Here is a 12157-nt window from a genome sequence, read left to right as displayed (position 1 = left end):
CGCGGGGCAACCGTGCACAACACAGGAGTTGCCCGAGCGATACATTCTTCACTTGCCGCTTATCAGCGCTGGTGATTGCACTTTGCAGCCTGCCTCCGGACCCGCAGCGCTCACGCTGTTGGTTTTGCGCCTGCAGGCGTCGGAAGTCGGATCGCCGCAGCTAATTTCCTCAGGCGGACGAATTCAACAAATCGATTGTTTGGATCGAAGGCATCCACACCATCGATGCCTCTAGAATATGATCCAGCTACAATCACCGTGCTGTAATGGCAGGGACGGCCAGCACAAGCGCGACACGATCCGGCGGGTCCATCGCTGCGTTACGTATTCATGGCTACTGCATCGGGCGCTCGGTCGACCGCCTTAAGCCAGGTCGCCGCATTGCGAGACGGTGACCGGCGAGGGAGAGGGCGCTCTGGCAACGAAGCGAGGCGGGTGGCCTTGCGGGTGGCCGCGTGATGTCATCCGGCTCTCCTGCCGATCTCTGCCGGCCAGATCTGGAGCAACTGTTTTGCATAGATATGGCTCTCTTCAGGGGGCCATCTATGATGGGAGCCGAGCGCGTGTTCGAGCCGGGGAACAGGCTGCGCATGCACTGTGCCCACCTATTGCGATCGTGCTAACCTTGGTTGTTCGGACTTGCCGTTAAAGGCAAGCGACAGATTGAAGTTATGCTGCACCATCTGATTGCCTGGCTCGTTTTCGAGAGCTCGCCGATACAGGGCCTGTGCCGCGTCATGCCGCCCCTCAATGTCCAAAATCACGCCCTTCGCATTCAATGCACGTACGTTTCCTGGGGCTGCAACCAAGACGCTGTCGAGCACCTCAACCGCTTCGTGCGGGCGCTTCTGGCCCACCAAGGCATTTGTAAGTCGTATCGCCGCATCAACATTGTCCGGGTGCTGCTTCACCTCATCCCGCAAAGCCCGCTCTTGAACATCCTGACCAACTTCGCGCAAAATGCGTTCGCGCATAGCCGGATCGATTTGATCGGCGCTGAGCAACTCGGGGGAAGATGTCTCCTGCACGGAAAGAGCCGGCTTTTGCCAGCTGGCGCAACCGCCCAAAGGCAGAATGGCGAGTACGGCAAAAAGAAGTGAGTTCCGGCGCAGAAACATAGGCGATGGAGAAACTGTATTACTATTCATGTTATCTCTCAGTTATCGGGGAGGCGCGTGGCGTTCAGTTAGGAAAGGTGGGACTACTCTAACAATCCGCTGTTCGATCCGTGCGGGAGTGTGACGGATCCTGCGGGGCGAATTGTAAAGTCGGAGGCGAGGTCTTGATAAGACAGCACGGCGAGATCAACCCCGTTTCGCGTCAGAAAGCCGCGGACGAAACGTCGGACATCCATCGACGTCAACAGAATAGGGCGGGTTTGACCCGGTTCTGCGTTCGAAAGGACCTGACGTATCTGTGATAGCATCGCTTCGCTTTGCCGATCCTCCAGTGCGAGATAGGGGCCTGCATCCGAATCTCGAACCGCGCCACGCATCACATCCTCGCTCTCGCGCTCGACGACCAGGGCGGACACGATGCCCTCCGTGTTGGCATGGCGGTGGCAGATCTGTCGCTTCAAACCAGAACGGACATATTCCGTCAGCAGGGCAACGTTCTGCTCACGCTCGCTCCATTCGGCCAATGCCTCCAACACGAGACGGGTGTGGCGGATTGGGATACCTTCCTCCAGGAGGCGGCGCAGAACATCGGCAATCCGAGGAATCGGCGTCGTGCGTAGCACCTCTTTCACAAGCTCAGAATATTCCTGCTCCATTCGGCCCAGGAAATGTCGGGTCTCTTGGATGCCCACCAATCGCGGTGCGTAGCGGGTCAACGCTGCATGGACGCGCAAGGCGAGGAGTTCGCCGGGAGCCCTATGCTCCGTGCCGGCGCCCGTAAGGGCCTTTGCAGGGGTATGTTCAACCGGGAGTCTGTCCGTTTTCGGCTCACGTCTAAGGGGGACACCGCTCGAGTCGACGTGCGCTACATCGGCTCGGAGCGCCATCTGGTTTGGATCTAAGGCGTCCTGTTCGACTGGCACGCCCTCGACATCAATTCGGAATTGCGATTCAGGCAGCTGCTCGTCAACCAAGACAGGGATGCGAGGAACGATAATGCCCAGATCGGCTGTGACCAGGAGCGAAACGCGCCCAATATGTTTTTGCAATTCGGCTTGATCGACCGCCTGCATAAGATCTGGCGCTAGAAAAAATGCGATCGGGAATTCCTTCGCAGGCGCGGCTTGCTTAGGCTCCGCTGCAGTTCCACCTTTCGCATCGGCAGTGCCGGCGCCCAGCACATCAGCCTTGACAATGCTTACCGCAGCGAACACTGCGGCCAGCATCAGAAAGACGGGGAGGGGAAACCCAGGAACGAACCCCATTACAACCAGGACGCCGGCCGCCAGTCGCAAGGCTCGAGTGCTGGCCGTGAGCTGACTGACCATTTCTGTACCGAGGTTGATCCTCGCCGTCCCAGTCACACGGGTGACGATGGTCGCCGCAGTAATGGAGAGCAGAAGGGCCGGAATCTGCGATATCAATGCATCGCCTATCGTCAGCAGAGTGTAGTGATGCAGTACCTCGCCGAAGGACATGCCCTTGGAGAGCAGGCCGATCGAAATTCCACCCAGCATGTTGATGCAGATAACCACCAGCCCGGCGATGGAATCGCCCTTCACAAATTTCATCGCGCCGTCCATCGCGCCATAGAGTTGGCTTTCCTTCTCCAATTCGGCGCGCCGCCGGCGGGATTCGTTGGCATCGATGTGGCCGTTGCGTAGCTCTGCGTCGACCGCCATTTGCTTGCCCGGCAGAGCATCCAGCGTGAAACGCGCCGCCACTTCTGCCACCCGTTCGGCACCCTTCGCGAGGACCATGAATTGCACCATGGTGACGACCAGAAATATGACGAAACCCACCACGATATTGCCTGAAATGACGAAATCGCCAAAAGTATGAATAATGCTGCCGGCCTCCCCCTCGGCCAGGATCAGTCGCGTCGTTGCGACCGTGAGCGCGAGACGGAATACAGTGGAAATCAAAATAACGCCGGGCAAAGAGGAAAAATCAAGTGGAGTACTGACATACAGGGCAACCATCATCAGCAGTATGGCCAACCCCATATTGAATCCTATCAGGGCGTCGACCACCACGACCGGGATAGGCATGACCATCATCGCGACAGCCAGAAGCAGCATCAACGCAACCATTAAATCCGGGCTGGCCGGCGCACGCTTGATGAAGTCACGCAGGACGTTGGCCATCGAGACACCTTTGCAATCGGTTGAGACTTACTCTGCTGTTACGCCATGAAACGTGGCTTTCGAACTCCGAAGGCGCCTCAGCCTTGGCCAGCGCGTGACCCTGCATGAGAGCCACAAGCAGGCGCGAAATGGCTGGGCAGCAAATGTTTCCAACGCAGCCAGCTTGTCAGCACCGAGCGCGACAGGATGTTTGGCTGGCCATAGAGTGCTGCTTGATGGGGCCTGCGAGCTTTCAATATTGGAGAGCAGCAATGCGGCCATTCCTGCTCAGCAGCACACGGCTGTCCTCAATACGTTCGACCACCCATCCATCAGCCAAAATGGCGCCGACAAAATACTTCTCGCTGTCGATGACAATATATGGTTGGACCCCATGCCACACAGCTTCGACCGCGATTGCGGATGGCGCCTTCTCCTCTTTGATGAGCACTCCGTTCACCAGTGTTAGAGTACCCTTGGTGCGACGATCGAACGATTGCTGAAGCTTCTGCCAACTGATGACCGATTCAGACGTGACGGTGCCTTCGGCGGTCACAACACCCTTTGCCGACCCAATCTTGACGTCGAGAAGACCCGCTCGATCGACTTCCTCCTGCAGCTCTTGGGCCGCTGCCTCCGTAAGTTCATTGTCAGCGCGGTGACTGATCGTTCTGGACGCGACTTCAGCCCGAAGTGAATTGGGGCTCGATCCACTTGCATTGCCAAGATAGGAGATCGTGCCTGAAAGCGCGCCGATCCCGAGTGAGCTGATTATGACCATGGCGAGCACACCGATCGGTAGGCGCGGTATGCCGGTCGAACCAGGCGGCTCTGCATCCTGCACGGACAAAGCAATGGACATCTCGCCTACGAGCAGGACGACAGGAAGGGGCACAACAACGGACTGGCCTGCGGCGATATTCCGGTTGCCCTCGATACTGAGTCCGGGTGCAAGCGCCTCCAGTTCGATCGACTTGCCAAGAAGAGTTACACGAAGGTGATGCGGTGCCAGTCCCTGCTCGACAAAGACCAAATCGGCATCGAAGCCGCTGCCGATTAAACACTTTTGAAGATCCGTCTTGCCGGTCAGACCGCAATAGTGCCCCGAACGCACTTCGAAACGGAGGGAAACGGCGTCATCCACAGAGCATCTCTCAAACAGGATAGAAGCCGCATGGCAATTGCCATGCGGCTCATTTCGGGACTACGTCGCGTCAATAAGGAGACGCGCTAGGGGGCAGTCTAAAACCCGCTTCCGACATTACGAAACGCGTTCGTCGGCGGCCTTCTTGATGGTCTGGAGATTGGTCGTTAGAGTGCGCAACTGGACACTCCTTTTCGTCGCCTCCAAGCTAACATTGGTTAGTTCCTGCACTTGCGCCTGAAAAGCAGTAGCATCAGCTCCGCTTGTATTGCCGGGAGTGCCACTGTTAGTTTTATCGGTATTGCCGGCGCTACTGGTATTGGTATTGCCTGATTTTTTATTATTATCAACTGCAGCCATGATCATTCCTTTTTCTGTTGGAGTTGTGCCGTCAATAACGGCCTGTATGACCTCACGCCGGATTTCCCGCGTCAGGCATCTTCTGTGTCATCCAAAGCTTCATCGGCCTCAGCCATCGCATCGTTCGCGAATTGGAACGCGAACGATCGCAGGATACTTTGGAAGGCTTCACTTTGTGCTGCAGACTGTGAGTTGTCTTGAAGTTGATCATTTGAAACGGTCCGGTTATCCGCCCGATCGTTCCCGCCAGCTGCCTTGCCATCATTCCCACCAGCTGGCTTGCCATCATTGCCATCAGCCGGCTTGCCATCACCAGAATGCTCGGATTTCGAATCCCCATGGCCCTTTCGGATCAAGGAAGTCCCGAGGTTGCCAACTCCACTCCCAATTGCTGCTATCATCAGGTACTCCGGCATTTGCCATTGGCGGCGACGTGTTAAAGGTTAGCCTCGATCAAGCTAAGGGCGGGAGCTTTCGAGAACCTGACGGCTTTTGACAAAAACCGGCCAGCGCAAAAACGTATGCTCTGCAGGATGTTGCTCTCGCATCGAACAGTCGACCACGATCTCGGCTGTTCGGCCAATCCCGCCGTCCACGCATGCCGCGACCGAATGGCAGCCGCAGCAGCTCGTTTGCATCCTCGATGCTGTGGTGTCGAACAGGAGACACGGTCCACGTGCTGCATGACCGCAATGACCGTATTCTTGCTGGCTCCACGGGCGCACGCAACGAGCAGGAACTCGGTCTTTGCATCACCATTCTCTCGCCTGCACATCACGGCCCGGCGCGGTGAGCTCATTGGCTTCGAGAAGGTCGGCGACCGTACGAACATGGGATGGTCTGCCGGCTTTGGGAGGCCGGTGCGGATCCTCTTCTCACCATATCGAAAGCTTGAAGCGGTCGGATTTTCTTGCCCTGTTCGTGAGAACTCCCATCGTCAGCTAATCGTCAGCCAAGCGGTCTATCTAGGCCGGCCGTGCCTGACCTTCGGATCCAAAGGTCCCGTCTCGACACTTTTTGTAACTATAGATCGAAATGGTCCGCGTGATACGCAACGCACACGCTTCTCTGAAGCAAATGTGTGACTTTGTCGGTGGCGAACGAGAGGAGTGACGCATCAATAAAATCGTCAGGCACGTGTCTAGGAAGGGGAGCTAGCCGAGTTGGTCTGATTTCATTCGCTGTTCCTGGAAATCGGCGGACTGAAGCGCTGATAATCTCAGGACATCGATGGCAACGTTGCGAAAGTCCTGTGAGCTCGGGCCAATCTTGGCCTGCTACTGAGAAGCACTTTGGCGGGAACATTACGCCGTCGCGGGTCTGGCTGACCGTGACGTTAACCGAAAGATGCCGCTGGTCTCGTCAGCCGCCAGCACAATAGCAGCACATTCTCGCCTACTACGGAGACGCAATATGAAGGGCATTGGCCGACCACGGAAATCGCAGGCTGAAACTGGAGCCAGCCGCGCGGGGCGGGCGAGCAGTTCCCTTTCGCAATCAAGTCTTGCTGCGGGAGAAGGTGGACAGTCATTCGATTCCGTTGTGGAGCAGATGCGCTCTGGGGACGCCGATAGGAGGCCCTCCTCCCTTCCAGTTGCGCGCGGTCCAGGCGATGCCCGCGAAAGTCTGCCAGGCGCCTCGATTGGCGAAGATCAAATCCTGAACACACCGCCACGTGGAGCCGCTGCGCCACCACGCGGAACCGTAGCGCCACGTGGCGCAGCCGCAAGGCGGCGCGGTTCTCCCTCCATGTCTGAGGGCGAAGCCATGGCGCCGGTCGGTAGCCAACTATCAACCGCGCAGGTGGAAGGCACCAGCTCATCGTCAAATAAAGATATCAGTCCGACACAGCTCAGAATGAACAGTCTTGTTCAACAACTGACTGATTGCGAGGCTGCGGCCAGGAAAACCGACGTCCCCGAGGAGGCGGTGGAGCTGATCAGTGGGGTCGTCGATGCAGCCTCAGCAATTCTGGAGTACCGCGCTAGCCTGCCTGCGGCTGAGGCGCAGACAATTATGCCAGACGACAAGGTGCGTAGATGTTGCCAGATCGTGTGCGACGCCGCGAATGAAGTAGACAAACTTGGCCTGTCGACGATCACGAAATTGGACAAAAAGACCAAGAAAGCGGCAGGTATGGTCGATAAACTCTACTCCTACTCCCAGGCGGACCGGCAGGAGCTGTTGATTTTAAATGTGGAGAACCACCATACGGCGGCAATTAAGTGGTGGGAAAAAAAGGCATGGCGCTCCGAACGGCAGCGATCCGCCTGCGCTGCCACCGCTAGCCTATCCAGTGGAACGCCCGTGATGCGGGAAGCCGAGCGGTGCGCACTGCGGCTGCGTGCCGGCTCGGTACTGAGTGTCAGGATCTGGCTGGTCCGTGAGCGGATCGGTCTTGCGCGGGCCAAGATTGAACTGCGGGCGAGCAGGTTCGAGCCAGATTTGAAGGAACTCCTCGTCGGTCGAAATGGAGTGGTGCAGCTGATGGCAAGCGCCGCTCAAGAAGCTCTTCGCGCCCTCTCTTTGGCGAAGGGCATAATGGATGATGGCAAAACACTCAACGCTCATGATTGCGCGGTTGTAGAAAAAATCATGGAGCGGCTTTCGGATTTTGGATTGGCGTTGCACGAGGTGCATACCAAGCTAAGCCATACCTACCCAGATGCCGGCCTCCCATTGAAACTGTTCGAACGGATCGTGGACGATGCATGGATCACTGCGCACGATGCCATGCACTTGTTGAACCTGCAGTCTCCGCCGTCAGCCATCATGGCGCCACAGGCCCAGGCGGGCGCTGCGATGCCGGCCAGGGCAGGCGCTGCGATACCGGCTGACACTGCTGGTACGGCTGCAGTGTCAGAAGGCACTACAGCGCGAAGGAAAGGGAAGTCAAAGCATAAGTCGGCAGCTCGCGCCGGGACTTCTGCCGCCGGGCAGCCATCAACACCAGTCGCTGCGAACGCCGGCACAGTGCCAGCAGCCAAGGTTCTCGCGCGCTCGGATCAAGTTGCGAGTACACAGGTGAGAGCGCAAGAGGTGGCTGCGAGTTCGTCGGGGGCAGGCTCGACAATCGGGGGCGCCGCGTTGTCAATGGAGGTATTGACGGAGCGGCTCAAACGATTGGACGAACTTTTGCAGTTCGATCTGGCCGGTCAGCAAAGCGTCGTCTCCCAAGTGCGCCAGATGAAGCCTGAGGAGGCCGGTAAGGTCGTGGACGATGTGGCCCAGTACCTGCGAGCCCAGGCCATTGAGATGCAAACCTGTCTCGCCGGGTTGCAGGGGCGTAATGTACGCCTGCTACTCACCTCCACCCAGCTACCCAAAGTGCACGAACGCACAGACCAGCTCAAAGGGTTGCTGAACATGGTGCTGGGACAGGCCAACGCATTGAATGAAGGAAAAGCCGGCATTACGACTGATTGCATGAAGACCTACGCATTTCCGGCGCAAAAATACCTGGAACATTTGTGCAATGCCGACGAATTGATGCCGCCGGAGGCACCGGTCGCGCTGCGTGGCGAGCCAGGAAAGCTGTTTGAGATGAAGCTGCAGCCCAAGATGCTGGTCAATGGTGCGATGCCGAGCCCGATGTGGGTGCACATCCACACGAGTCGCCCCGTCATGGCCAGAAACTTGGAAGGGCTGGCTGATTCCGAATTCACCGCTTGCCACGTTAAATCCAACGAACAGCGCGGCTACAATCGAGAGCGAGAGGAAGCCGATGCTAGGTCCGGTCGCGAGAAGGTCATAATTCATCGCGGCAAACTCACCCCCGCTTTCTGTAAGTCCTTGTTGACCTCAGGGCTTGGCCGCCAACCACGCCATTCGCGTGCCGAGCTCCCGTCGGCGCAGGCTGCATGACAGGGCACTCAGAATGCGGCCGGCCACGCTGTGAGTCAGCGAGCATTTCTCCTGGCCAAACCGCGAATGCCGCTGCGCGAGTTGCGGTCCGGCGATTGGAGTCGATCGGCTACCGTCAGGGCCGATTTGCGATGTCGCGTTACCGGCTGTTGACGTGGCGGCGTATCTTGCCTCCCATCCAACTTATCGCCGAGATCGCGCCGCCAAGATCGAGGCGGAAGGTCTTCCTGCGAGCGCGGAGCAGGCATAGCCGATCCGATCGGGATCGGCGCATCGCAACGACCCAACGGTGTGGTGGAGAAAATTGGATTCGGGAGAGCTCGGTTCCAAGAGGCGGAGTTCCGGCCCGAATACAATCCGCTCGCAAGCACCCACGATGCGCATCCGCAGTTTATTGTCTGGGAGATGGGCTGGATTGCTCGGCGGCGCTGGCGCTAAGGCGGGGCTGTCGCCGGACAATTAGCATTCACTGCCAACAGCCTTGCAACCGTCACCAGTTGCAAGGCTCGGCGGCGGGTCGACAAATCACATGAAATCGTCGTCGGACCCGCTATCGCTGCTGTCGCTATCCTCGGTTTTGTGGAGATAGAGTGGAGGTTTGCCTGCACGCTGCCACTCACCGGCACTGTTCTTCGTCCATTTGTCGGGATGCTGCGTAGGGTCAAGCACCAGGTCGCCATGATCCACTTCAACAAACCCCATCGTCTGCGCGCGCGCTTGTGCTTCCGGATTAGCCGCACGCCAATTCAGCAACGGTCGGTCGCCGTCTATCCGAAGTTGATGCTCCAGCAGAATATCGCCCGCATTTTCGACGAGCGGATGGGCGACTTGAAGATCCACTATGGAAGTGACCTCAGTTCGACCAGGAAATTGTTCCCGCCAACTTTCCGATTCGAACTCGTTCATGCTGAATCCGCCTTCCATTCTCAGCAGTCCGGCACTCCGGTCTCCCAATTGGTAACTGAAATATCGCGCGTGCTCCGTATCTCGACGGATGCCATATTGCTGAGCAACGTCCGCGGTGCGCCTGGCTCGTGACGATACGAACTCCGAATACTCTTGAGGATTGTCGGCGATGTGCGTGATTTCATCACCATGAAATTGCCTCACCTGTCTCCTGAAGGAAGTCCTGTTGATCTCCACCACAGGAGGTCGGGAATTGAGGGAGTATGCTTGGGGAGCCGCCGATGATGAGGCGCCGCTACCTTCCGATCCGGATAAGTGCATTCGGGCAAATGTGTCCGCGAACCCTTCGCTTCCTGCATCCGATTGCTCGCCGGCATTATGCGCGCGGTAACTATCGGATGAGCCACCAATTCGACCATACATGACGATTCGTACTCCTATGTTTCGCAACCGAGCTCAAGTTAGCACGGCTGTTCAACATAGGGCGCTTAGTTGACGACTAGCTGACGAGGGCATTCCAACGGCTGCACCAATCAAATCCGCACTGCCGGCCTCAAAACCTCGGACTGCGCCACGCACCGGCCAGCAGAGGCTGCAAGGTCATGCCCGGAGGACTTGCCGTAGTTGCTGGGTGGCAGATCCGAGGGGAGTGATTGCCCCAGGCCCGCGGTTGCGCGGTTGGCCTGACAGAGACACTGGGGCACGGATGGCCAGCCGACATTTGCCACTAGCATGGAGCCAGGTCAGTTTTGAACTGGGCAGTCGTGGACTTCCATGACTAGGCCAAGCCTGCGGCAAAGAATGCTTTCGCGACAGGCTGGAAATATTGCATAGGAACCGCGTGGCCGAGTTTTGTAGTGCCTATCAGCTGACGCGCTAAGACATGGTCATGGACGATCGTCAGGCGTAGTGCCCGCGCCTCGCTCAACACATGTGAAACGCGCTCACCTTCGGCACGGCAAACTAAGAACGGCACCCCGGTTTCACCGCGAACGTAACGCAGACCGATCAGGACCGCCCTTCCTGTTAAGACCAGCGTGGCGCGATGCACGCCAAGCGCAGGCTCGTCGGCCGCCTCCTCGCGGATGCGACGCTGTTCACCTTTCAACTCTGGCGCTCCTTGCTGATCCTTCGACTCGCGCGTCACTTCGGTATTGGTCATGCGCATTTCGCGCAGATACAACGCGCGCTGGAGCAGAAGATCGATCAGTCCGCCGACCAGCAGTGCGCCGGCGCCAATTCCCATCAGCAATTTTGTCTCCATAAAGATGAGGCCAACACAGCCCATGCCGCAGATCGGCAGAGGGACCATTGTCTTCCACATCCCGAGAAGGACAATGGAAAAGGTTGCGCTGAGAACCAATACCTTGAACATGGTCTTGCAGACTTCGACCATGGAACGAGCAGACCCCAAGCGCTTCAGCCCTTCAAAGGGGTCAATTTTCTTAAAGCTGAGCTTCATCGGCTCCAGAGAGAAGACAAATCCACCATTGGCTAGCAGGCTGGCCAAAATCACCGCGGCGACAAGGGTTCCAAGCAGCGGGCCAACAGCCGCGACTGTGAGTTGGACGAGCACAACCAATGCCTGCGGCACCGCGGTATCGAAAGGTAGGCTCTGCAACTTGGTGGCTAATAGGAGCGCTTCCCGGCATTTGTCCTCGATCACGCTGCCTCTTAGCCAAAGGTAGCCGAGCCCAGCGCAAGTCCCGACCGCGCGGACGAAATCGGAGCTACGTGGCAGCTGTCCTTTTTTGCGCGCTTCACTTAACTTCTTCGGGCTGGCGGCGTGTGTCTTCTCTTCACTTGTGTCGCTCATGGCAGCAATTTGTCGAACCACTCCAGCACGCCGTTGGCACGTGTGACCTCCAGTTTCATGCTCTCCACCAGATAGGCAGCGTAGGTGACCATGAGAACTGGAAAGACAATGTTCTTGATTGCCGGAGACAGTTGGCTCGCCTTAAATTGCGGGGCAAAGCGACGCAGCAGCATCATCGATATATCAATCAGTATCAGGAAGAACACGACAGGCCCCGAAACCAATAATGCCGTGCGCATTATGCTGTCGAGAAGCCCCAACAACTCCATTGCTCCTGGCCCGCTCAGTGTCGGGTGAAACTGATACACCGGCCAGATCAAGTAGCTGCGGTACAGGACACTGATCAAAGTTTCCAGGCCTCCTGATCCGACGAATATGGCAATCGCAGTGATCCCCAGAAAAACGCCCATCGCGGAAGCCTGACTGTTCGTCGCGGGATCGGCCGAAGCGGTCGGGCTGCTGATGCCGCGTTGGTTGTCGATAAGCTCCCCGGCAGCCTGAAGGCCCCAAAGCGGAATGCCAAGAAAAGTGCCAAGGAGTACACCGACAAAAACTTCCTTGAATCCGAGCAGGGTTAGCTGGATCAGGCGCGTATCAGGATCCAGCGCCGGCAATCCGCCGCTGACGTGTGCCAGGCATGGTAGTGCGAAGCCAACAGCCAAACAGCCCCGGATCAGCCCACTGATCTGCGAGCGTGTGAATACGGGAAAGATCAGCATGATGCCCATCGCGCGGGCTGCCCCAAGACCTGCCGCAACGACGAGTTCGAAAGCCGTCTGGATCAGAATTTGAATATCGGCCGATGGCGCGTCCATGGGGCGGA

Annotated in this window: 9 protein-coding genes; 1 reads left to right on the top strand and 8 read right to left on the bottom strand. The window is 57.7% G+C overall.

Annotated features, from left to right (window positions below):
* Positions 1-605: 605 nt before the first annotated feature.
* From P9236_RS17530 to P9236_RS17510, 5 genes are all read right to left on the bottom strand, one after another.
* The gene (locus P9236_RS17530; protein WP_082826568.1) at positions 606-1148 is read right to left on the bottom strand and encodes a tetratricopeptide repeat protein; all 543 of its coding nucleotides are present in this window, start codon (positions 1146-1148) and stop codon (positions 606-608) included.
* A 53-nt stretch (positions 1149-1201) separates the two neighbouring features.
* Positions 1202-3265, bottom strand: coding sequence for a type III secretion system export apparatus subunit SctV (sctV, locus tag P9236_RS17525; RefSeq protein WP_063169272.1), 2064 nt, complete (start codon positions 3263-3265; stop codon positions 1202-1204).
* A 232-nt stretch (positions 3266-3497) separates the two neighbouring features.
* A complete protein-coding gene (locus tag P9236_RS17520; RefSeq protein ID WP_024505382.1) occupies positions 3498-4388 on the bottom strand; it encodes a hypothetical protein in 891 nt (296 codons plus the stop codon).
* Positions 4389-4505: 117 nt separating this feature from the next.
* Positions 4506-4748, bottom strand: coding sequence for a nodulation protein NopA (locus P9236_RS17515; protein ID WP_224570034.1), 243 nt, complete (start codon positions 4746-4748; stop codon positions 4506-4508).
* Between the two features lie 71 nt (positions 4749-4819).
* Positions 4820-5149, bottom strand: coding sequence for a hypothetical protein (locus P9236_RS17510; protein ID WP_081714433.1), 330 nt, complete (start codon positions 5147-5149; stop codon positions 4820-4822).
* Positions 5150-6497: 1348 nt separating this feature from the next.
* Here P9236_RS17510 and P9236_RS17505 point away from each other — a divergent pair.
* Positions 6498-8612, top strand: a complete 2115-nt coding sequence (locus P9236_RS17505) for a hypothetical protein (RefSeq protein WP_224570035.1) — start codon at positions 6498-6500, stop codon at positions 8610-8612.
* 525 nt (positions 8613-9137) lie between these two features.
* On the opposite strand, the gene P9236_RS17500 is transcribed toward P9236_RS17505, so the two are convergent.
* From P9236_RS17500 to sctT, 3 genes are all read right to left on the bottom strand, one after another.
* Positions 9138-9941: a hypothetical protein gene (locus P9236_RS17500; protein WP_024505378.1), complete on the bottom strand. Its 804-nt coding sequence runs from the start codon at positions 9939-9941 to the stop codon at positions 9138-9140.
* Between the two features lie 355 nt (positions 9942-10296).
* Positions 10297-11334 carry an EscU/YscU/HrcU family type III secretion system export apparatus switch protein gene (locus P9236_RS17495; protein ID WP_024505377.1) on the bottom strand — a complete coding sequence of 346 codons (1038 nt, stop codon included), beginning with the start codon at positions 11332-11334 and terminating at the stop codon, positions 10297-10299.
* The gene (gene sctT / locus P9236_RS17490) at positions 11331-12149 is read right to left on the bottom strand and encodes a type III secretion system export apparatus subunit SctT (protein WP_063169270.1); all 819 of its coding nucleotides are present in this window, start codon (positions 12147-12149) and stop codon (positions 11331-11333) included. The genes P9236_RS17495 and sctT overlap by 4 nt, the downstream gene beginning before the upstream one ends.
* Positions 12150-12157 lie beyond the last annotated feature (8 nt).

The sequence above is a fragment of the Mesorhizobium sp. WSM4884 genome, assembly GCF_029625675.1.
GTDB lineage: Bacteria > Pseudomonadota > Alphaproteobacteria > Rhizobiales > Rhizobiaceae > Mesorhizobium.
The sequence above is the reverse complement of the archived record's forward strand: the minus strand, read 5'-3'. Positions and strand labels throughout refer to the sequence as shown.

Coding starts and splice junctions, on each gene's coding strand:
- P9236_RS17530 (WP_082826568.1), bottom strand. CDS start 1,148: ATGAATAGTAATACAGTTTCTCCATCGCCTATGTTTCTGCGCCGGAAC.
- sctV (WP_063169272.1), bottom strand. CDS start 3,265: ATGGCCAACGTCCTGCGTGACTTCATCAAGCGTGCGCCGGCCAGCCCG.
- P9236_RS17515 (WP_224570034.1), bottom strand. CDS start 4,748: ATGGCTGCAGTTGATAATAATAAAAAATCAGGCAATACCAATACCAGT.
- P9236_RS17510 (WP_081714433.1), bottom strand. CDS start 5,149: ATGATAGCAGCAATTGGGAGTGGAGTTGGCAACCTCGGGACTTCCTTG.
- P9236_RS17505 (WP_224570035.1), top strand. CDS start 6,498: ATGTCTGAGGGCGAAGCCATGGCGCCGGTCGGTAGCCAACTATCAACC.
- P9236_RS17500 (WP_024505378.1), bottom strand. CDS start 9,941: ATGTATGGTCGAATTGGTGGCTCATCCGATAGTTACCGCGCGCATAAT.
- P9236_RS17495 (WP_024505377.1), bottom strand. CDS start 11,334: ATGAGCGACACAAGTGAAGAGAAGACACACGCCGCCAGCCCGAAGAAG.
- sctT (WP_063169270.1), bottom strand. CDS start 12,149: ATGGACGCGCCATCGGCCGATATTCAAATTCTGATCCAGACGGCTTTC.